This window comes from Chloroherpetonaceae bacterium, assembly GCA_025056565.1.
Lineage (GTDB): Bacteria > Bacteroidota > Chlorobiia > Chlorobiales > Thermochlorobacteraceae > Thermochlorobacter.
In genome coordinates, this window is record JANWWA010000001.1 from 1 (window position 1) to 22,191 (window position 22,191).

Consider the following 22,191-nt stretch of genomic DNA (forward strand, 5'->3'; position numbering starts at 1 on the left):
ATTCTAATTGCACCAATGTGGGATTGAAATGACGGCACTGAAGACAAGCGCTCGACGCGACCGAAGGAATTCTAATTGCACCAATGTGGGATTGAAATGCTACATGGCTATCAGTGGTCGCTGTAAGAAACACAGATTCTAATTGCACCAATGTGGGATTGAAATGTTTTCGTCATCGTGTGATGTGTTGTTAGGATGTAGATTCTAATTGCACCAATGTGGGATTGAAATTCTTCACCGTCTTCACTGACGTCGCCAGCGTCGCCAATTCTAATTGCACCAATGTGGGATTGAAATGCGGCACCGTCAAAACCGTATCCCCCATCTCCTGATGCTTTTGACGACTTATTATTTTAACTTGGGCTTAATCGCTACTTTTAACAGTTCAACAAAAAAGGATACAGATCACAATGAAGAAGATACACCTAGACAACCATTTCGGCTATCTTATGCACATGCTTTGCAATTTGCCACGTGTTTTTTCCTGATTCGGAACACCTTTGGCGACCTTGCCTTGCCACTACAGCAGTTTCAGGAGCGAGCAAATGCTCGGGTCGCAACCCAAGTCGCTCTACTTGCTGCTTCGCAGATGAAATCCAGAGCGAGAGTGCAGGGTCTTCTGCTTTGCACTCTCGGGCTTTGCACTTGCACCTGCCTGCAAAGTAGCGCACCTGACATTTTCTCTCATTCTGCACGCTTTGTTACCCTGTTGCGAGTAACCTGTTTCAGCTCCTGCTGCTCTGCTTCCCCCTTTTGGTGAAAATGAGCAAGACTCAGCCAGACTAACCACAGGCAGGTCAAGCAAAGAAGGCAGCGGGTAAGAGTAAGCGTAGTCTTGCCCACCCTGAGTGTCTTCATAACGGCTACCCCGCCGCAATGCAACGACTGGATGCGTTTGCTTCCCAAGCTGCACTTGCCTACTTCAATGTCCGATGCACGCAACGCAGGTAGCGAACTCAGCAAACTTTGCTCTTCTGCAATAAAGTGACTGCCGACTGTGATGTAGAGACATGCAACTTTCCTACTTTGCAGCGTGCTATTTCTGCAAACCACATTTTTTAAAAATGTCCTTTCCTCTCACGCTTCAGCATTCTATTCTTGTAGTGATGAATCGTACCATACACACATGTTTTTCTTCAACAAGCTAAAATTGCAATGCTATGAGACGCTTCATCTTGTTGTGCTGTCTCTTCCACTTCCTGCTGCAAGCTGTGCTGTCTGCGCAGCCCGTTGTGTTTAAGCACACGGTTACATCGCAAAACCTCACGGCTAACTACACTACGCTCTCTCACCCCGCTACTGACCAACGCCCTAATGCGCTGCTTTTTGTCACCACAGACTATGGCAGAGGACAGTATCCCGCTGCTCCCATTGGTGTGTGGTATAACAGTGGCAAGTGGACTATCTTCAATCAAGACAGAAGTCCAATGACTCGTGGTGCGCAGTTCAACGTGCTTGTCCTCGAGCCGAGTGAGCGTGCCTTTGTGCATCAAGCCACTGCGAAGAACACCTCTGGGCATATTACTTACTTGGATCACCCACTCCTCAATGGGAATCCCAAAGCCCGCCTCCTCGTAACCCAAAACTGGCAAGGGGTCTATAACAATAGCCCAATCGGTGTCTACTACACGGGTCAGCAATGGGCAATCTTTAATCAAGACCTTCGCTCTATGCCCACAGGGGCACTGTTCAATGTGTTTGTTTCAGACGAACTTCTCGAAATCGAAGCCAGAGCACCTCTTGACAACTGGTGTGCCGCTCGTCATCCTTCACTCGATAACCAATCGAATTTGCTGCTGTTTGTTACCCAATACTGGACATCAGTCTACAACCCAAGCGAAGTTGGGGTGTGGTATGACGATGATGAGTGGCGCATTTTTAACCAAAGCCAAGCACCGATGCCGAAGGGCGCACGGTTTTTCGTCTATGCGACCTCGCCTTCGCCCGTTACGGCTGTGCCGCCCTCTTTACCGCTCGGTCCACAAGACCCCAGAGAGCGACTGAAAGACCCTATGCGCGACCCTGACCCGCGTCAGCGTCCACAACCCCAGCCGCAGCCTACTCTTCCGCGCTCCCCATTCCCTCGTTTAACTCCGAGCGACATTAAGCGCAATGAACCTACGACGGCGCAGCTACGAGAGTCGCTAGAGCGTCAGCTTCGTGGATGGGTTGATTTGCATACGCATCCAATGAGTCACTTGGGCTTTGGTCGAAAAGCGATGCATGGTGCGCCAGATGTTGGAATTTATGTTCCACCAGGTATGGCAAGTTGCGACTGGCACGGCAATGCGACATCGCCTGCTCAAGCGCTCGCTAACTGCAACCCTACACACGGCGGATGGGGTCGTTTCGATAATCTTTGCGGCAATTACTTCCGCGCAGGTGTTATCAGCGGGGCTCTCGATAAAGACTTCATTCACAATACACGTAATGAGCTCCATCCTGACCATCACCATGACGGTTATCCTAACTTTCCTTACTGGCCACACCATAGCTCCAAGCTACACCAGCAAATGTGGTGGGAGTGGATAAAGCGCGCCTATGATGGTGGCTTGCGGGTCATGGTCGCACTGACTGTCAACAGTGAGCTTTTAGCTGCTTTACTCGATGGTGACCGACCCTATGACGATGAATCTGTTGCGGTGCGGCAAATTGCAGAGACAAAGAAGTTTGTCGAGCAGCACAGTGACTTTATGGAAATCGCTTACTCCGCTGAGCAGCTGCGAGACATAGTAAGAAGGGGCAAATTAGCGGTGGTCTTAGGTATGGAGATGGATAGATGGTCTCTTAGCTACGCCATAGATAGACCGCCAGCTGCGAACGTGGTTGTCAGCGTAGGCGGTAGCAGTCAACCACCTACCAAGTACATTCCTGCTCCTGTTCAGAAGCAGTGGAGGCATGAGTATAGGCCTGACCTTAGAGCATATGTACGAAATCTTGTTCAACGCTGGTACAATATGGGCATACGTTATGTCTTCCCTGTCCATTTAGTCGATAATGAGTTTAGCGGTGCAGCGGTCTATGATGTTCTGTTTAGCTTCGCTAATTGCTATACCAATGGTTATCACTTTCTTCTCGAGTCAAGTTCCGATCGAAATCTTGGCTATGATATGCGACGTCAAATTAGTGGTTTCCGCGACGCAATAGGAAGGCTAAGAGACGCTCCAGGCAGGCCTAGATTTGTAGACGGCCTCTTAAACACCTCTGCTGAGCTGGAACGCAAAGCCGAACACTTCAGCACTGGTAGGCATGTCAATACACTTGGGCTCACTTACTTAGGAGAAATTGCGCTCCAAGAGATGATGAGCTTAGGCATGCTGATTGATATTGACCATATGTCTGAGAAAGCTCAGCGGCGTGCAGTGGAAATTGCGGAAAGCATCCCGGGTGGCGGATATCCCCTCTTTATGGGACACAATGGTATCCGCTCCATCGGTGGCAATGAGCGCAATGCACCACGTGAACTTGTTGAGCGGATTAGTCGGCTTGGCGGTATGCTTGGTGTGGGGACCGCCCATGCTACACCAGAGCAATTTGTGCGTAACTTCCAGTCTGCTTGGGAAGCAATGGGCGGACGTGCTGTAGCGGTTGGCACTGATGTCAATGGGTTCGAGCTGTTACCCCATCATAGACGCCCCAATACGAGTAGTGAAAGTGATCGCTTTTACAGAGACTTTTTCAGCTTTCCATACTTTGAGGGTCGCATCACGGACAAGAGTGGCATTCAAGGTAGCTCACGCAAGTGGGATTACATCACAGAAGGAGGGGTCTCCCATTACGGGCTGATGCCAGAATTTTTCTACGACGTTAGTCTTCAATCAGGAGGCAGGGAAGTGGTCGATAATCTCTGGCAAGCGGCTGAATATTTTGCCCAAGCGTGGGAAAAGTGTGAGCGTGTCAAAAGTAGCGTAGCCAGTGCCTCTATTCCGCCAAGCCGTGATGTAGCCGTTGCAACTTACGCTCCAGTCATCACTCACCCCTTATGCCCACGGCATACTGGTGGAGACCGTGAATTTGCCGGTCGTGGTCCTCGTGCGAGCGGCTCTATTGAGCTTCGAATCAGTCCTGATAAGACGCAGCTGCAGGCTGTTGTGACGCTCCAAGTTCAAGAGTGGGATGAGCCCAGTGGGCGCCCTGGAGATACGCGTGGCGAGGGGAGCTGGATTATAGAATTGGCTTCTGCACCTCCAGGTATGTACTTTGACTACATTACCGTGCCATACACCACCACTATGCGGTTCGATAGAGTCCTTCGTGGGGGCGGTCGCACCGAATTTTTGGGCGCAGGCGAGCCCGACGGTGAGGAGCATAGTCTTGACTTTCGCGATGGCTTCGTTGAAAGGATTAAAATCATTGGTGACACAGGCGGGGAGGATGTATCGCATGATGACGATTGCAGCAACGATACCCGCATCACTGAGATTCGGTTTAGACCGATTTCAGTTCGCTTGATTCCTATTGGAGTATCCTACAGCAGCGGACGCCGCTAAGCTTTCTTGGGCTTGTCACTTTGCTGCCCAGTAACCTCTTCTGTGTTGCTGGGCAGTTTTTCTTCGAGCAGACCGTCTCAAAAGAACAAGACTCTGCTAGGGCTATCGTATCTCGTCATGCTGATTGACATCGTAGAATTGCGGGGTATCACTGAAACCAATGTGGACGTCAACGCCTGTGGGAGCCTTCAGGGAGCCGCATTGAAGACACTGTGTAACTCCATTTCATTGTGCATCCGCTAGGACTCGAACCTAGGACCCGCTGATTAAGAGTCAGCTGCTCTACCAACTGAGCTACGGATGCAACTTGCTACACTAGCCTGCACCAGTGTTGCTTAGCCCTACTTAGCCGTGTCACTCTTTCCTGCCGCCGATTCGCTTCCCTTTTCCTTCGGGAGCGAGCTGGTCGAGGGCAGTGTCGGTAAGGTAGGCATCGTCTTTGGAGCCGCTTTCTGAATAACACTCTCCTCTGGCTCTTTCTCCTTGCTTGCACGCGTGGTAAACTCTGCAATTACGCAGAGAATCATAAAAGTCGCTGCAAGATAGGTTGTGGTGCGGCTTAAAATATCTGCGGTGCGCCGCACCCCCAAAACCTGCTGCGCTCCCATTCCAATCCCAAATGCCCCAGCTAACCCTGACCCTCTGCTACTTTGCATCAATACGACCAAAATAAGCAGGATAGATACCAAAATCGTTAGAATCACAACAATTGTGTGCAGCATATCTTGATTTTTAGACTTAGGATTTGCAATTTAGCAATCTCAGCGAATTTTGTCAAACCAACTTTTAGCTATGTCAGAGCTTGGCAAAGTTTTGATCCTTCTTGGTGCATTTTTGCTGCTTTTGGGCGTGCTTTTTTACTTTGTCCCGAAAGTTCCTCTTTTCGAGTGGCTCGGTCGCCTGCCCTTAGACTTCAAGATTGAGCGCGAAAACTTCACCTTTTACTTTCCACTGGGTACCTCCATTCTGCTTTCCATTTTGCTTTCCGCCTTGCTTTACCTTGCTCGAAAGATTTTCTCATAGAGGTAGCTTACACGTCTCCCTTGCCACACAGTTTTCCAGCCTGACTTTTTTGCCTTCACGAAAATGTGCAACTTTGCGCTATGCCGTCCATAAGGCTTCATATTGCAGGCATTGTATGGCTCTTTCTTGCTGTAGCCGCTGGTCATAGCTTTGCACAAGTTAGTGGCGCTGCAGCGCCTTTTTCCCGAATGGGCTTTTCCGCACGTGGCACAGGGTTAGGCAACGCCGGCACGGCTATCGCCACTAGCGGTGAACTCCACCCTTACTACAACCCTGCATTGGTTGGCTTCACCGAATACTACGACGCATCAGTAACCTACACTTTTCTTTCACTTGACCGCACGCTGAACTTTGTGTCCTTTCTTGGCAAAATTGGTCCCACAGCTGGCATCGGCGCCGCATGGATTAACGCTGGCATTGGCAACATTGACGCCCGTAACCGTGATGGCAAACAAACTGGCACTCTCTCCACGTCGGAGAATCTCTTTATGCTTTCGTTTGCCAATCGTTTCACCGATGCGCTTTCCTTAGGACTGACACTGCGCGGATACTTGGCTTCGCTCGTGGCTCAAATTCGTCCTTCTTTTACGATTGGACTTGACGCTGGGGCACTTTATCGTTTTTCATTGGATTCACTGACTTACCTTTCGCTAGCAGTGAGCGTAGCCGATGTGCTCTCACAGTATCGCTGGGATACGACACCGATCTATGACCAGCAAGGCCTGACCACGATTGACCCTCTGCCACTTGCGTTGCGTGCTGGTATCGCTTTGCAGTGGGAACAACTGTTCGGCTGGCATACTATTGTGCTTGCTGCCGATGTGCAACTTCTTACGGCATCGCTGGAAGGGCGACGCACTACCTTCATTGTTGAAAATGGCATTGCACGTCCGACCTTAGAGACCGAATCCTTGAGACGGTCTGAAACTCACCTACGATTAGGCGCAATGCTGCAACCTCTGCGGATTTTGAAATTTCGCATCGGCGTTGACCGACTGGGCTTGCAAGGTATTGGCTTTTTTGAGCTGGCAAAGCCTGCCTTTGGTTTTTCAGTGGAGTATCCGATAGACCGCGTTGTGGCCGCGCTGGATTACACATTTATGCTTGAACCAAATGCCCCTTTTGGACTAAACTTCCTGTCGCTTGGCGTGAAATTTTAGCAATGCAGAAAGTCGTTTTACTTTTGCACGGCATTTTTGACACGGGAAAAGTCTTTGCACCACTCGAAGCGGTGCTTCAGCGCTATGGGTTTGAGACACTTGCACCCGACCTTGTGCCTAACGATGGGAGCGCACCTATTTCACAGCTTGCTGAGTCTGTTGCACATATTGTAGATACACGCATTGGTTCGGTCAAACCACTCGCAATCGTTGGCTTCAGTATGGGGGGCATTGTGGCGCGCTACTACTTGCAAGAACTGAGCGGTTACCAACGCGTAGCGCAGTTTGTCAGCATTTCCAGTCCACACAGAGGCTCTCTACTGGCACACTTTGCCAAAGGTGCTGGCGCACGGGAACTATGCCCAGATAGCCTGTTACTTAGGCGTTTGGCAGAGAGTGAAACACGGCTGCAATCTCTTTCGCTGCTGTCACTTTGGACACCGCTTGATTTGATGATTGTGCCTGCCAGCAGTTCAGTGTGGCCGATTGCAAGAAATGAAGCATTTTGGGTGCCAGCTCATCCTTTGATGCTGAAAGTCCGTACTGTCCATCAAACCGTTCTGAACTGGCTACTAAGAAATGAACGCTAAATGGCTTCTTTGCACCCTGTATGTGGTGTGGCTTAGCATCGTTACCACATCTTGTGTCAATCAATCTCTTACCGAAGACTTATATGAACCGCCCACTGTTTCGTTCCTCAGCGTCTCACCCACGCAAGTGGACTTGGATACGGTTCGCTTCGAGGGCAATCAAGCTGAAGTGCGATTTCGTGTGGAGACCACCATTCAATTTCGCAGCAATGCTATCAATAGTGTGCTCGCTGCATTTGTCTCGCCATCAGGCACAGAGCCACTGGCTACTGCAACACTTCGTCCAATTGTGGGCACAGCGACCAGTGTGCAGTATTCAGGCACACTTACCGTTCGACTTTCCCGCACTACAGTTGGAGATTTTCAAATCATTGTCACGCCATTTGATGTGTTTGGTCAAAGTGGTGGCCATGCTCGGCAAACCGTGCGCATTCGGGATTCCCGAGCCAGTGCCCCTACGCTTCTGAGCGTCGAGTCGCCAGACACAGTGCGTATTCCGGAGACAGGCACACGGCTCATTCAAATTACTGCTCGTGCTACGCACCCTAATGGCGTCTCATTCATTCGCGAAGTGCTCGCGACCCGCACCGACAACCGCAACATCACCTTTCAGCTTTTAGATGATGGCGACCGAAATGGACTGAGTGGCGACCAAACCGCAGGGGACGGCATTTTTACTGCCACGCTGCAAGTGCCTTCAACCAATTCGCCTGCTACGCGCACCTTTGAGTATCAAGCCATTGACCGCGCAGAGCGACGCAGCAACATAATTACCCGAAGTATTGTATTTTTGCGCTAATTCCTCGCGCCCTGAACATGTGCAGCGAAGACTAATTAAAAACTCTTGATGAACACCAAACCGTAATGACTATGAAACATCGGCTGATTTTGGCTCTTTTTCTTTCTTTTGCTCTTTTCGGTTGTGAGTCGGTGCAGCAAGCCTACCTGCTCTCAACAGGTGATGCTTCAAACCTCTCACGGCGAGTGTACTATCGTGATGATGCAAGCAACGTTGGTGTTGCACTCACGGCTACTTATCGCTTTATTGGGAAACCGCTACGTGGGGAGCGCATTCGCTTGATTGCTGTGCAGTCGCTGGTGGAAATTGACATTGAAAACAAAGGCACAAAGCCGATTATCTTTGACCCCAGAAAATTGAAGTTTCTTTCTTCCAACTATCTCTTTGTAGAACTCAGCGAATTCATTGAGAAGAACAAAATCAATGCAACGTTGAAGCAGGGACGGGTGGAAATCCAGCCCGGTAAAGGCGAGCGCTGCTATGCGTCGTTTGTAGCTGACTTTGGCGATTCTTCGTCTGTCGTGCCAATTGATTATGTGCCTGTTGCCCGTTTGCCTAAGACGGAAACTGCCGTCCTCCTAATGGAAGACGGCTTGAAATACGGCGACCAGCGCCTTTCTGTCCCACCGATTCGTTTCAAACCGCAGGAGTGATGACCACTTCTTACCCGGCGCACAGAGTGGGGCGCTCTGCTCCACTCTACACCTCTGCTGCAATAGCACTATGTGGCTTTGCACTCACCTACATTAGCCACGCCACCCTCTATGCACAAACGAGCATTAGTGTCCCATATAGCTTTGCCAAGTATTCATTGCATTTTTTTAGCCAGCGCTCCAACTTAGGCACAAATATCGTGAACCATATTCGCTATAGCCCCGTTCATCGTCGCGTGTGGCTAGCGGGGCGCAATGGCTTGGTCTGGACAGACGATGGCGGCATTACATTCAACACTATCACCGCCGTGCCACGCTTCAATCAGAATGGTATTCAGGGCTTAGATGTGCGAGGGCAGCGCATCTGGGCATCCAGCTCTCGCATTACTGAAGCAGAAGGTCGGCGCTTCCCAACAGGTGATGGGTTGATGTATTCGGACGATGGCGGCACTACATGGCGCGAAGTGGCTCAACCCTTAGATTCACCTGCGGATTCCATAGAGCGATACGGGTTCAACACACTGCGCGCTTTGCCAATTACCGTGCCACAACAGAATGTCATCTATGACATTGCTATTGGCAACAAAGATAGCACGGTTTGGGTCGCTACATGGTCAGGGGGCATACGGCGCACGCAGAATAATGGTCGCTCTTGGCAACGAATGGTCTTGCCCCCCACTGGACGCCAACGCATTGCGCCAACAGACACACTATCGTTTCAACTTGAACCGCGTCGTGGTGCACGGGGCGACTTAGTCTTCTTAGGATTTTCTGTGCTTCAAGCCTCTGATGGCGCGGTTTGGGTCGGCACGGTCGATGGCATTTGCCGCACCGATGACCCTGATGCGCTCTACCCGTCGTGGGTCAAATTTAATCGCACTTTTGGTGGCCTGTCGGGCAATTGGGTTACGGCGATTCGCGAACAGCCAGCTACCCCGCGCTTAGGACGTGCGATTTGGGCAGCGACATGGCAAGCCGAATCACGGCAAGAGGCTTTTGGCGTCTCGTGGACACGAGACAATGGCAACTCGTGGCAAACTGCTCTCTTAGGTGAGCGCATCTATGACTTTGCCTTTCGTGGTGACACAGTTTATGCCGTTGGGACAAACGGTCTATTCATCTCACCTGATGGTGGCGAAACTTGGCTCAATCGGCGTGGCGTGCAAGACAGAGACAACCCTCGCCTACTCATTCAGCCACAAGCAGAAATGTTTGCCTTAGGCATTGAACCGCTGGGTCGCAGTGAGCGCCTTTGGCTTGGCAGCGAAGACGGCACGGCTACTTCAACGGACGGTGGCAACACTTGGAAAATTCTGCGTGCCGATCTTCCTGTGCCAGAAGGCACAAAAACATATGCTTATCCCAATCCTTTTGCGCCACGACTGGATGGCTCAGTGCGCATTCGTTATGCGCTTTCTCAACCTGCGCGAGTGACCATTCGCATCTACGACTTTGCTATGAATCTGGTAAAAACCGTTGTGCAAAACGCACCACGCAGTCGCAGTGAAGAAGAAGACTTCTGGAACGGACGTAGCGATGCTGGCACGAAGGTGGCCAACGGTGTGTATTTTTATATTATTCAGGCAGACGGTCAAAAGCCACTTTACGGCAAAATTATGGTCTTGGAATAGTGATGCACCGAAAGCGCACGCTCGTTGCATAGCATCGCTTTCCGAAGAGAAGCAGTCAGCAACTGACCTTAGAAGGCGCCGCACTGCGACGGCTTCCTACTATGCTCTTTTGCACAAGTTTGAACAAGGATGAAGTGTCAAGAAAAATTTGAACATTTATGTCGCTGGATATCTGCACCGTTACGATTGACCGTGTAGAGGAAATTGACCCGCGCTATGTTGAGCCACCTTACAAGTATGGCTTCGCTTACACGATTTCTATTCACAATCACTCAGTCTATACCGTGCAAATTCAGTCGCGTAAATGGATTGTACGCGATGGTGATATGAAAGACCGCATTGTAGAAGGCGAAGGTGTTGTTGGACAATTTCCAATTCTTTCACCCGGCGAAACCTTCACTTACCAAAGCTATCACATCTTGCGCTCTCGCTTCGGCAGCGCGTTTGGTTTTTACTATGGCGTCTACACGCTGGATTCCGACCCAGATGGCTACTATCGCCCTGACAATGTCTTCATCATAGAGGGAGAATCTTTCGAGGTAGAAATTCCAGAGTTCCTGCTTATCCACCGCGAAAAAAGTGAATCTTCTTGAGCACTTGTTTTCTGCTCACCACTGGCTTCACAAAAATTTAATTTTAGTGCCTTGCACATTCTCTCTATTTTGCGCGCTGCTTCAATAAGCCAGTCACCAACTATGATACATCGCTTCTTACAACTGCTTTGCATTGCTTGTTTGGTTTCCATACCCGTTCTTGCGCAAACGCCTCGCTCCATGCGCGAGGTGCGCGCCGATTACAATGCTGGACGTATCCAATTAGGTGCCATTGTTACGCTCGCTGGGCGCGTAACTGTCGCCAATGAATTTGCTGGACCTACCTATTTTCAAGACGGGACAGGCGGTTTTGCCGTCTTCGATAATGCAGTGCATACAGGCGTGCAAATCGGTGATTCAATTGTGGTTACAGGTCCCTTGTCCGAATTTCAGCCGACCACTGGGCAGCGTGGCACAGGACTGCTCCAAATTTCAGGAAGCGGTACCACCTTTCGCGTAGTTCAAAGCCCACGCATTACCCCCGAGCCGCGTGTGGTGACACCTGCTCAGGTTACCGAAGACTTAGAGGGCGTCTTGATTCAATTGAACAATGTGGAGTTTCGCACCACAGCTGGCACCACTTTCACGCAATTTCAAGGCAATACCAACTATCGCATTTTGGTTGGTGGCAACAACACAGGTCTGGAACTACGCATTGATGGCGACACTGAGCTTGCAGGGGCGCAAGCGCCTACTGGTCCTGTGAACTTGATTGGTGTAGTCAGTGAATTTCGGGGCACGCGCCAAATTCTGCCTCGCTTTCGGCGTGATGTAGGTGCACAGGAAGTCATTATCCCCGGCGAAAATATCCCGCTGGAAAATACGCTGGAAGTCTGCACTTGGAATATCGAGTGGTTTGGCGATACACAGAACGGTCCAACGAATGAAACACTGCAACTTCAAAATGCTGCAACGGTTATTCAGCGCATTAACGCGGACTTATATGCCTTTCAAGAAATTAGTGATGATGCTGCGTTTCGCGCATTGATTGATACGCTCAACCGACGTGGATTTGCGTGTCGCGGGTTTCGCGCTCCACGTGGTCAAACCCAACGCTTAGGGTTTCTTTGGAAACCATCAGTGATTGACTCAATTGGGCTGCAATTTGTTGAGGTGGGAAGCTGGGCACCTTTCCAAGGGGTCAGTCGTTTCCCTGTTGAACTGACGGTTGATGCACGCATTCGTGGTGTTTCACGACGCCTGCGCATTGTCAACATTCACGCCGATGCCGGCAGCGCCACAGCTGATTACAACCGTCGCCTCTCCGATTCGCAAGCTTTGAAGACTTGGCTTGACCAAAACCGACCTAGTGACAACCTTATCTTGCTTGGCGATTACAACGATGATGTCGACGTCTCCATTACGCCAAATCAGCCTTCTCCTTACGCCAACTTCGTCAGTGATGCAGCCAATTATCGTGTCGTTACAGCCAGTCTCAGCGCCCGTGGTGTGCGTTCTACTACGGGCTTTACAGAGATGATTGACCATATTGCCATCACTAACGAGCTTTTTCCTGTCTATTTTACTGGCACAGAGCGCGTTGAAAACACTGTGTATATTCCGAACTACGCTTCAACGACCTCAGACCATTTTCCTGTTTGGGCGCGCTTTGCCTTAGACCCTACGGCTTCTACGGAGGTCTTGCCTACAGAGCGTCCTACTGAGTTTCGCCTTTGGCAGAACTATCCCAACCCATTTAATCCAACTACGATTATCACTTATCAGCTTCCGACTGCTGCAGAAGTGAGCCTGAAGGTCTATGATGTGTTGGGTCGAGAAGTTGCCACCTTAGTGAGCGAGCGCCGCAATGCGGGCACTTATCAAGTTCGTTTCAACGGAGCGGGTCTTCCAAGTGGAATGTATTTCTACCGTTTGCAGGCGGGTCGCAATGTTCAGACTCGGAAAATGTTGCTTTTGAAGTAGCCCTGTCTTCCTGAACGAACCTTTGTGCTTTTTATCTGCAAAGTGAGAGCCGTTTGCTTATTCGGCATTAGGGTGCGCTGACCCTTCATTAACCGCCTTGCGTGGCACGAATGACCTCGACCACATCATCTGGCTTAATGCGCACGCGCCCCCACGCTTGTTTGTTAATCACCGCTTCGTTAATCGCTACAGCAATTCCTTTCTCATCAGGTGATATGCGAAGACTTTGCAAGAATTCTGCCACCGTCATCTCCTTGTCAATTTGATGTGGCTTTCCGTTTAGCGTAATGGTGTGCATGTTCAAGATGTGTGAGTTGAGAGAAATCGAGTTGGCCTAAACGGCACAAGACTTTCAGGCACAGGTTCGCCACACATCATTGCTGCCAGTGCATAACTGGTAATAGGTGCAAGCAAAATACCGTGCCGATAGTGCCCTGTAGCGATAAAAAGATTTTTCACAGGGCTTTCGCCCACCAGCGGTTCATTATCACGGCTGGCTGGACGCAAACCTACGCTGACTTCTTCAATGGGCAGTTCATAAATAGCTGGCACAGCCTCATAGGCTTCGTCTAACAGTGTCATGACTCCTCCTGCGGTGGGCGTTACATCGAAGCCCATTTCTTCGCTGGTTGCACCAATGGTCAAGCGCCCATCAAACTTTGGTGCAAGGTATACGCGCGGGGAACGCACGACTTTTTCCAGTCGAATTTGCGTCGTCATTTTGAGCGTCAGCACTTGCCCTTTCACAGGGCGCACTGCTGGCACTGCTTCATCTGGTATGCCGCCAATTTCACGCGACCAGCAGCCTGCGGCTACAACCACTTGTCGCGCTCGCACGGCTCCACTTTTCACTTTGATACCGACTACTGTGCTTTGCTCCACCAGCACGCGCTCTACAGGTTGATACTCAAAGAGCAGCCCGCCACGCTGCACAAAGGCATCTCTTAGCGCACGCATCACTTCACGGTTATCAATTTGGTAATCCTGCGCTAACCAAATTGCAGCCGCTATTTTGGGTGAAAGCAGCGGCTCGCGCTCGCGTGCCTCAGACCCAGAGAGCCACTCAACCGGCAAGCCAATCTTTTTTCGGAACGCAAACTCTCGCCGCAAGGCTTCAGTATCGTCGCGATCAAGGCTAATCATCAATGTGCCTCGCTTGTCCAGTGCGACCTCTCTCCCAGAATCTTCTTTCAGTTCAGCTAAGAATTGCGGATAGAGCGCCAGACTTTCTTGCCCCAAGCGCAGTAGATGCAAGTTTTCAAAGCCCACTTCAGCTTGCGGAGCAAGCATTCCAGCGGCGGCCCAGCTTGCGCTTTTGCCTGCTTCACTACGCTCAAAGACGACAACCTGCACTCCTCGACGCTGCAGTTGCCACGCTACACCTAATCCAATAATTCCACCGCCAATCACTGCCACTTCAACGGCTTCTGGCAATGGAGCAGTGTTTGACATTTGTCCCTCCTGTAATGTTCTTTTTTGCAGCGCATTCTTGACCCATGCGTTTGTGAAAGATATCAGTTTTTCGAGAATCTTTGGGCAGGCTCTTCGGTGAAGAGTATTGGAAACAAAAAAGGCAACTGCGTATGGTCAGTTGCCTTAGCTCAGGTCATAAAGAGATACGGTTTCCACGAGTCGGAGATGGTGCCCATAAAGCGCTGCATAAACATAATGTGGCTTGGGCGAATCGGGCGGCGCAACAGTTGCATTCCTGCTTGTTCGGGTGTGCGGTTTGCCTTTTTGTTGTTGCACTTGGTGCAAGCCGTTACCAGATTTTCCCAAGTGTCTCCTCCGCCTTGCGATTTGGGCACGACATGGTCAATCGTCAATGGCAGGTCAGCACGTCCGCAGTATTGGCATCGGTTGCCATCTCGGCGCAAGATATTACGCCGCGTGAGCATAATTTTCTTGTAAGGCACAGCGATGAAAACCATCAGCCTCACCACGCTCGGCATCGGAAACTGCATTGAGACCGAGTGCACGAACTGGTCAGGGTATGTTGCCACCAACTCTGCTTTGCCGCCAAAGATAAGGACAATCGCCTTCCTAACGTCGCAGATGCTCATTGGCTCGTAACTTTGGTTCAGCACTAAGACCTTTTGATTCAGCCGGTTCATACCAAATTAAGTTAGTTAGCAAAACTTCAAGTGTTCTCAAGCCTTGCAAACCGTCTGCTCACGTGTTTTGGTTTCCGCTATGCCGATACGCTCCAACTCATCGGATAGCTGGCATCATCGAACTCTTTAGCTTGCTCAGTGAAGTAAAGCGGTCTAAATGTGTCGACCATTATGGCATATTCATGCGTTTCCTTTGCGCCAATGCTCTTTTCCACTGTGCCCGGATGCGGACCGTGCGGGATACCACCTGGATGGATGGTCAGCGATGCTACTTCGATACCCCGTCGGCTCATAAAGTTCCCATCTACATAGTAGAGCACTTCGTCGGAGTCAATGTTACTATGATTATAAGGTGCAGGAATCGCCTGCGGATGATAGTCAAAAAGGCGTGGCACAAAGTTGCATATCACCAATCCGTTTGCCTCAAAGACTTGATGCACTGGTGGCGGTTGATGAATGCGCCCTGTAATTGGCTCAAAGTCGTAGATGCTGAACGCAAATGGGTAGTAGTAGCCGTCCCATCCTACAAGGTCAAACGGATGCTGGTTGTAACAATACCGCGCATAGAGTTCGCCTTTCTTGACGCGAATTTCGAAACTGCCTTTTTCGTCGTGCGTCTCGAGTTCCGTCGGTGGGCGCAAATCACGCTCGCAATACGGTGAATGCTCCAGGAGCTGCCCAAACTCGTTACGATATTTTTTGGGCGTCTGCACGGCTGAATTGACTTCAATAATAAACCATCGCTGCGCCCCTTGAAACCGAAACTGATGCGTTACCCCACGCGGAATGATTAAGTAATCACCCTGCTTGTAAGGGATATTGCCGAGCTGCGTTGCTAGCACGCCCTCACCTTCGTGAATGAAGACCACTTCATCGGCTGCGCCGTTGCGATAGAAATATGAGGCTTGCTCTTTGGGACGCGCCACCCATATCGTTACATCGCTATTGAAGAGAATGGGAATGCGTGACGAGAGCATATCACCTGCTGGCTCCAGCGATTTGGTTTTCAGGTGATGATGGCGTAGCTCTCTGTCGCCCCACTTGATTAGTGGGCGCACTTCAGTTTCACCAATCTGATGCACCCTTGTCGGTGGCGCAAGATGATAGACATTAGAGTAGATGCCCGAAAAGCCTTTCGTGCTCATCAGCTCTTCGGCATAAAGTGAGCCATCAGGCTTGCGGAATTGAATATGTCGCTTCGCAGGAATTTGCCCCAATCGGTGGTAGAACATAGCTTAGCAAAAGTTTTGGGAATTTACAGTTTCGCTTGCTTTGAAGCAAGATGCCCGCCCCTCCATTCCTATTCAAGAGGGCGCAACTAGCTTAGCTCACTTAGAAGCGCTCTTGATTGCTGCATCGTTTTTTGACTAAACATGCAACAAGGAATGCTCTTCGCACCATCGTGCTGACACAATTTGCTAAGCTTTGCCATACGCCGCCCTGTCCAGACTGCTTAACGAAATCTTTACACTCCTCTTCGCAACTCTTTCTGGATTCTCTGCGTAAAGCCGTGCGTCTTTGCGTGCAGTTTTGTTTCCTTAATCATCAACCAATCAAACCCAAACGTGCTATGCAAATGCTTCGTTCTCTTTTGGCTGCTTTGATACTTGTGCTTTCTTCTGCTCCTGCTTTTGCAGGCGATGACCTTGAAGCTCGCTCAGAAGTGTTTCTTGCCGCCGTTTTCTCAGGCAAGTATGAAGAGGCAGCGACAATGATTGCCAACTCTTCCAGCCTGAAGGCGGTTGAGAACCTTGCAGATTTCGGCGCAGGGTTGCGCGCAGCACTGGGCGACTACAAAGGCATTCGCAAGGCAGAGATAATGAACACGCGCAACACCACCACAGTCGTGCTTATCTGCGACTTCTCTGAAGGGCAAGTGAAGGTCAATCTCACCTACAATGAAGTAGGCAAAATCACAGCTCTCACTTTCAAGCCTGTTACAAGCCAGACTGCTACAAAGTAACTCGTGCCCTGCATTGTTGCTCAATCTGGAAGCGACCTAAAAGGTCGCTTCCTTCGTTATAGCACTTGCTTTGCCCGCCACACTTTGCACTGCTCTTTTTTGCAGTTTGGGTTGTGCTTTTGGCATAGCTCGTAGATTTCTTCAAAGTCGTAGTCAATCGTGAGTTCCTCGCCCGCTGCAATCTCTCGTGCAGCGACCAGATACAGTGACTCGGCATTGCGCGTGCAAACGATGCAGTTCGGCTCGCAAGAGTGGTTGATGTAGCGGATTTTATCGCTCTGTGCCGTATCTAAGTATCGCTCCTCGTCAAGGTAGAAGATATAGACATTGTTTTCTTCATTCTCACGGCGCAAGCATTCGCTTCCGTCGATTACTTCACCCGCAATAACCATTATGACCTCCTTCTCACGACAGGCCTTTTCTGTGAAGAGACCATATCCCTGAATCGGCGAGGCACAAACTTTTATGTAGGGTGGGTTTAGCAATTCTTCATCACATAGCAGTTTGAGCATCGTGCGTCAAAGAGTATCCAAGTTTTTGTATTTTTGCGCAAAATAGCACATAGCGGTGGCAAACAAACAACCAAGCAAAACTCCGACATCGTCAGCACAGCATTCTACATCTGAGTCGTCGCCACAGAAGCGACCCTTTATCTTGGTTACCAACGATGATGGCATTGATGCCGAAGGTCTTGAGTTTCTTGCAAAATCAATGAGCCGCATTGCCGATATTATGGTCGTTGCACCCACGCTTTCGCAAAGCGGTATGAGCCATGCGATGACGCTCGGTAAGCCACTTCGCATCAAAAAAGCTTATAAGCACAAAAAATTTTTCGGCTATGCGGTTTCTGGCACTCCAGTTGATTGTGTCAAAGCGGCATTGGCACATATCTTGCCCCAAAAGCCTGACTTGGTGGTCAGCGGCATCAATCACGGCAGCAACACGGCGATTAACATTCTTTACTCGGGCACTGTAGCGGCTGCACGTGAGGCAGCAATTGCGAAAATCCCTGCGATTGCCTTTTCGCTGACCACATATAGCAACCCTGACTTTCGCTACGCCGCTAAGTTTGCGCGGCAGCTCGCTCTGAAGGTTCTCAAACACGGCTTACCCGCTGAGACGCTGCTGACGGTCAATATCCCGAACTTGCCAGAGGAAAAAATCAAGGGCGTGGTGGTTACGCAGCAAGGCAAGTCTAAGTGGCATGAGACGATGATTGAGCGCGCCGATGCCTATGGGGAACCATATTACTGGCTGCGCGGTGAATTGATGCTGCAAGACGATAGTCTCGAGGACGATGAATTTGCCGTCCGTAATGACTATGTCTCCGTTACCCCTATCTCTTTTGACCAGACAAATTATGCCTTTCTTGAGACTATTCGGTCTTGGAATCTGAAAAAATAACGGTGATGACCTTTGAGATTCCTTACACTGCATTTAAGGCGCGCCCACACGCCTTTACGAGAATTTTTTTGGAATACGCCATGCATAGCCCACCAGCTGAATGGCTCTGGCAAACTTGTTTTGAAGGCGACTATCGCAACTATACCCTTCAAGCGAAAAAGTTAGAGCGTCTCTCCTGTGCGGCTTATCCACGTAAAGAACTTGTTAAAATCTTATTACGTCAAAATCGTGCCTTCGGCTGCAGTGAGAAAACTCTTTTGCAAATTCAAAAATTTGAGCGCCCTAATGCAGTTGCGGTTGTAACAGGTCAGCAAGTTGGCATGCTGACTGGCAACCTCTACACAATTTACAAAACTCTCTCAGCAATTGCTTTCGCACGGCAGATGCAGCAAACTTTTCCTGATTATGAATTCATACCTGTCTTCTGGCTTGAAGGTGAAGACCACGATTATGCTGAGGTATGCAAGTTATCGATTTTCTCTGACAATCGCTTGCACACATTTTCTTATCAGGAAGCACATCTTCCAGAGCGGTACATGACTGGTCGTATTGTGCTTTCCTCAGAAATTGCACATTTTATTACGGAAGTTCTAACGATGCTTCCATCTAGTGAGTTCAAAGCTGAAATTGCAGACCTTGTGCGCACTACTTATCGTGAAGGAGAAACTCTGCTTTCTGCATTTGCTAAGCTGATGCATCTGCTCTTCAAAGATGATGGGCTTGTTTTCATTTCGAGTGATGATAATGATTACAAGCGACTCTGTAAGTCGCTCTTCGTCAAAGAACTTCTCACGGCACCGCAAAGCTCTGCAAATGTAATTGCACAAAGCGCACTTCTTGAGGAACACAGTTATGAAGTGCAAGCGAAAGCCAAGCCTGTAAATCTTTATTTTGTTGACAATAGTCAGCGCTGGCGCATTGAGCCTCAGCAGAAAGAGCAGTATCTTTTGCAGCCCCTCCGCTATGCGATTTCGCGCAGTGAGCTTTTGGAACTTGCTGAGGAATCTCCTGAGCGGTTTAGCCCAAATGTTATTCTGCGCCCGCTGGTGCAAGATACTGTTTTACCTACTTTTGCATACATTGCTGGGCCAGCTGAAGTTGCCTACTTTGCTCAACTGAAGCCAAATTATGCATTTTTCGGGTTAGAAATGCCGCTCATTGTGCCACGACACAGTCTTTCACTGGTAGAACCAAAGATTAAGAAAGTCTTCAATAAAATTCGCGATCTTACTGAAATTAGCCAGCTGGATGTTTCAGAAATATACAAACGTTTTTTCGAAGACCCTACTCATCTATTCCAACAAGCAATTGATTCCCTCGAGGCAGTTCGCGTCGAGGAACTTTTTGCTCGTGCCGATAAAGATGTTGGACAAGCCCTCCAGAATTTAATGGTTGGACTTTCTGCTATTGACCCAACTCTAAAAGATGCGTTAGAAACAGCTAGGGGGAAAATTCTTTATCAGCTTGGGCACTTGAAAGAAAAGGCTTATCGTGCTGAAAGGCAAAAGCATCAGGATCTTCTTGCTCAGTTTAGCAAATGTGAAACTCATCTCTTGCCTAACCGCATTTTGCAAGAACGTGTTGTCAATGTGTTCTACTACTTATGCAAGTTTGGCACAGCCGCATTATCTTTAATTCGGAAAGCTGTTGAGTCTCACTTTCCGCAAGCACACTTGGTTATTGAACTGTAGTTACCCTACGGCAGCTCAATTGCTACCTTGTACTCTTCATGCATATAGTAGACAGGGATACTTAGCTTCTTCCCAAGCCCGTATAATACTGCTACTTGCGCTTTATAGCCACCTGTAACATTGAAGTAGATTCTTAAGGCTGGCATATTGTTTCTCAACTTTTCAACATGCTCTGTCACTTTCTCTTGAAGCTCCTTCAAACCTTCATTTGCAAGCCGTTGCGCTTCTTTCATTTCTTCTCTCGTCTCAGGAGTTTTCGGCAGAGCAATATTCTTCAGTTTTACTTCAATCGGTGCGAACCCTTTACGCTCAAGGAAGGTGCGTAACATATTAGTTGCAAATTTTCCCTCAATTGTGTCGGTGTAAATCAGCGACACTCCGAAGTGCTCCTTTATATCCTTGAGCTCTAAGAACTGCGTCTTAGAGTTTAAGCTGTTTAGTTCCGCCGATGCCCTTACTGGATCACGCTCCATGAAATCAATCAATTGATGATGTCTTTTTATCGTCTCGTCCCGTGTTGTTTTATGTTCGCGCTCATAATTCGTAAGCAGACTAATTCCAACGGTTACGATGTGATGTTCAGTCATTTTGCTTTGGCTTTGTAGGTTGCTTTCTCAAGTCGCTTTTTATCACGAGAAAGTTCTAATTTAACGAAGACTTCACTTCCGTTTTTCAGTTCCAGTCCTGCAAGATTTACTCCCGGCATCTGCACTTCCTTCTCTGCATATTCCCCCTCTAAGATTTTGACCTTCGGTGGTTTTGACTGGTCATCTACGATTACGGCGCGAACTGTGTTCGGTGGCTGAGTGGGCTGTGCTGATATACCAGAAGGTATCGCAGAGAGCTTTTCGCTAAAAATATAACTTGCTATTTTGGTCGCTAAGTCTGCGTCAGTGGAAATGCTAATCCAGCCCATTGCCAAATTATTCGCAAAGCTCCGCGTTATTGGGAATTGCCCTTCCGTAATTTTCTTAGTTCTTGGATTTCTTCCGATTCCTTTTATCATCCTTAGTATCTCAAACGCTTCTCTACTTTGCTTGAAAAGCACTAAACCTAATGAATTGTCGAAGTATGTTTTATGTCTCCCTATACGCAAAATTGCTAGCGGCATTCTCTTTTCAAACGCATTCTGGATTTGACTCCTAAGGCTCTGGTAAAACGCAATTACACCTAAAAGTTCACTCTTGTTTGGAGAACTTTCTAATTCACTTAGCTCAACCTCAATGCAATCTTGTGAGAACCCGTTTATACATTTCGCCAATGCTTCAAAATCAGGCTGATTTAAAAAACTCAAGCTCTGATGCTGCAACCTTGGCTCTACTGAAATGGTAAAACTTGTTATACTCCCTCTTTCGATTACCTCACAGAACTGCGGAATTTCTCTTTTCTTGAAATTACGAATGTTTTTTCGCTCAACTTCTCTTATTGCCAAAAATCTATCTTCAATAGCTTCTGTATCACTAAATCTCAGAAATCTTGCATCATTGCTTGTGTCTCGACTCAGCCTTCCAAACAGGTTCTGTTCGTCTAAAGCTTGATCAATCTTCTCTTCTAATTCGCTTCTTTCTTTATCCAACTTTCTTCTCTGTTCCCTTTTCTCTTTTTCAGATAGCTCTTTGCTCCTTTCCAGCTCACGACGTTTTAGTTGATTTTGAGCATACTGATTCAAATGTCCTATTAGCTCCTCGACTTGTTTCTTTCCCTCTTCTGTATGGGTAAAGTATTGATACAGCAACGCAGTCCGCACCGCTCCTTTTATTGAACTCCCAGGAATATACGCCTTCCCTGCACTTGTAATATGTGGATGTAGCTGGATTTTTGCATCTAACTTGCCGTAGATAGGCAAACAGCGTGTTTGAAATGTTTCAACTTTTTTCTTTAATGTTCTCTGAATAAATGCTCGCAGGTCAAATTGCGTCTTCCCATTTAAGACCTTTCCCACTTCCTTTACATATTCTTCTGCATATATTTTATCTGAGGAGATAGTCTCTTGAAGTTTCTCCACGTCAATGAATATGCAAACTGGCTGACGGCTTACCTTCTCTATGATATAATCTGAAACAGGTGATAAGACATTTTCTCTTCCAGTCCCAATATGAACGGGTGATAATGTGGTAAGAGTTAAGTGATATGTTATTAGTCCAGGGCCACTCATTC

General features: G+C 48.8%; 20 protein-coding genes, 1 tRNA gene and 1 CRISPR repeat array. Of the genes, 12 read left to right on the forward strand and 9 right to left on the reverse strand.

What is annotated here, in order from left to right:
- Positions 1–298: a CRISPR direct-repeat array (repeat unit 31 nt; unit sequence ATTCTAATTGCACCAATGTGGGATTGAAATG).
- Between the two features lie 862 nt (positions 299–1,160).
- Positions 1,161–4,490 (forward strand): dipeptidase, encoded by a 3,330-nt coding sequence (locus NZM05_00005; protein MCS7012003.1) that lies wholly within the window; start codon positions 1,161–1,163, stop codon positions 4,488–4,490.
- 231 nt (positions 4,491–4,721) lie between these two features.
- Here NZM05_00005 and NZM05_00010 read toward each other — a convergent pair.
- Together NZM05_00010 and secG are read right to left on the reverse strand one after the other, a co-directional pair.
- Positions 4,722–4,794, reverse strand: a tRNA-Lys gene (locus NZM05_00010).
- Between the two features lie 37 nt (positions 4,795–4,831).
- Positions 4,832–5,212: a preprotein translocase subunit SecG gene (gene secG / locus NZM05_00015; GenBank protein ID MCS7012004.1), complete on the reverse strand. Its 381-nt coding sequence runs from the start codon at positions 5,210–5,212 to the stop codon at positions 4,832–4,834.
- Between the two features lie 70 nt (positions 5,213–5,282).
- On the opposite strand from secG, the gene NZM05_00020 reads away from it, so the two are divergent.
- The 8 genes from NZM05_00020 (at position 5,283) to NZM05_00055 (ending at position 12,862) form a co-directional block, all read left to right on the forward strand.
- A complete protein-coding gene (locus NZM05_00020) occupies positions 5,283–5,513 on the forward strand; it encodes a DUF2905 domain-containing protein (GenBank protein ID MCS7012005.1) in 231 nt (76 codons plus the stop codon).
- An 80-nt stretch (positions 5,514–5,593) separates the two neighbouring features.
- Positions 5,594–6,673 (forward strand): hypothetical protein, encoded by a 1,080-nt coding sequence (locus NZM05_00025; GenBank protein MCS7012006.1) that lies wholly within the window; start codon positions 5,594–5,596, stop codon positions 6,671–6,673.
- Between the two features lie 2 nt (positions 6,674–6,675).
- Positions 6,676–7,263: an alpha/beta fold hydrolase gene (locus NZM05_00030; GenBank protein MCS7012007.1), complete on the forward strand. Its 588-nt coding sequence runs from the start codon at positions 6,676–6,678 to the stop codon at positions 7,261–7,263.
- On the forward strand, positions 7,253–8,062 hold the full coding sequence (locus tag NZM05_00035) for a hypothetical protein (GenBank protein MCS7012008.1): 810 nt from the start codon (positions 7,253–7,255) through the stop codon (positions 8,060–8,062). Before NZM05_00030 ends, NZM05_00035 begins: the two co-directional genes overlap by 11 nt.
- 71 nt (positions 8,063–8,133) lie before the next feature.
- Positions 8,134–8,715, forward strand: coding sequence for a hypothetical protein (locus tag NZM05_00040; GenBank protein ID MCS7012009.1), 582 nt, complete (start codon positions 8,134–8,136; stop codon positions 8,713–8,715).
- Entirely contained in the window at positions 8,715–10,346 is a 1,632-nt protein-coding gene (locus NZM05_00045; GenBank protein ID MCS7012010.1) for a hypothetical protein, read from the forward strand. The genes NZM05_00040 and NZM05_00045 overlap by 1 nt, the downstream gene beginning before the upstream one ends.
- A gap of 158 nt (positions 10,347–10,504) precedes the next feature.
- Positions 10,505–10,939, forward strand: coding sequence for an ApaG domain (locus tag NZM05_00050; protein ID MCS7012011.1), 435 nt, complete (start codon positions 10,505–10,507; stop codon positions 10,937–10,939).
- A gap of 102 nt (positions 10,940–11,041) precedes the next feature.
- Positions 11,042–12,862 (forward strand): DUF5689 domain-containing protein, encoded by a 1,821-nt coding sequence (locus tag NZM05_00055; protein MCS7012012.1) that lies wholly within the window; start codon positions 11,042–11,044, stop codon positions 12,860–12,862.
- Between the two features lie 88 nt (positions 12,863–12,950).
- Here the strand turns inward: NZM05_00055 and thiS are convergent, their stop codons facing one another.
- The 4 genes from thiS to NZM05_00075 form a co-directional block, all read right to left on the reverse strand.
- Complete coding sequence (thiS, locus tag NZM05_00060; GenBank protein MCS7012013.1) at positions 12,951–13,160, reverse strand: sulfur carrier protein ThiS; 210 nt, start codon at positions 13,158–13,160, stop codon at positions 12,951–12,953.
- A 2-nt stretch (positions 13,161–13,162) separates the two neighbouring features.
- Positions 13,163–14,314 (reverse strand): glycine oxidase ThiO, encoded by a 1,152-nt coding sequence (gene thiO / locus NZM05_00065; protein ID MCS7012014.1) that lies wholly within the window; start codon positions 14,312–14,314, stop codon positions 13,163–13,165.
- A gap of 149 nt (positions 14,315–14,463) precedes the next feature.
- On the reverse strand, positions 14,464–14,976 hold the full coding sequence (locus tag NZM05_00070; protein MCS7012015.1) for an HNH endonuclease: 513 nt from the start codon (positions 14,974–14,976) through the stop codon (positions 14,464–14,466).
- 77 nt (positions 14,977–15,053) lie between these two features.
- Entirely contained in the window at positions 15,054–16,208 is a 1,155-nt protein-coding gene (locus NZM05_00075; protein ID MCS7012016.1) for a homogentisate 1,2-dioxygenase, read from the reverse strand.
- 338 nt (positions 16,209–16,546) lie between these two features.
- Here NZM05_00075 and NZM05_00080 point away from each other — a divergent pair, with 338 nt between their 5' ends.
- Positions 16,547–16,939, forward strand: coding sequence for a DUF3887 domain-containing protein (locus NZM05_00080; GenBank protein ID MCS7012017.1), 393 nt, complete (start codon positions 16,547–16,549; stop codon positions 16,937–16,939).
- Between the two features lie 56 nt (positions 16,940–16,995).
- On the opposite strand, the gene NZM05_00085 is transcribed toward NZM05_00080, so the two are convergent.
- Positions 16,996–17,451: an SET domain-containing protein gene (locus NZM05_00085; protein MCS7012018.1), complete on the reverse strand. Its 456-nt coding sequence runs from the start codon at positions 17,449–17,451 to the stop codon at positions 16,996–16,998.
- A 139-nt stretch (positions 17,452–17,590) separates the two neighbouring features.
- Here NZM05_00085 and surE point away from each other — a divergent pair, with 139 nt between their 5' ends.
- Entirely contained in the window at positions 17,591–18,343 is a 753-nt protein-coding gene (gene surE, locus NZM05_00090; GenBank protein MCS7012019.1) for a 5'/3'-nucleotidase SurE, read from the forward strand.
- Positions 18,344–18,348: 5 nt separating this feature from the next.
- Positions 18,349–20,034: a bacillithiol biosynthesis cysteine-adding enzyme BshC gene (gene bshC, locus NZM05_00095; GenBank protein ID MCS7012020.1), complete on the forward strand. Its 1,686-nt coding sequence runs from the start codon at positions 18,349–18,351 to the stop codon at positions 20,032–20,034.
- A 5-nt stretch (positions 20,035–20,039) separates the two neighbouring features.
- Here the strand turns inward: bshC and NZM05_00100 are convergent, their stop codons facing one another.
- Positions 20,040–20,621 carry a putative CRISPR-associated protein gene (locus NZM05_00100; protein MCS7012021.1) on the reverse strand — a complete coding sequence of 194 codons (582 nt, stop codon included), beginning with the start codon at positions 20,619–20,621 and terminating at the stop codon, positions 20,040–20,042.
- Entirely contained in the window at positions 20,618–22,189 is a 1,572-nt protein-coding gene (gene csm5, locus NZM05_00105) for a type III-A CRISPR-associated RAMP protein Csm5 (protein ID MCS7012022.1), read from the reverse strand. The genes NZM05_00100 and csm5 overlap by 4 nt, the downstream gene beginning before the upstream one ends.
- Positions 22,190–22,191 lie beyond the last annotated feature (2 nt).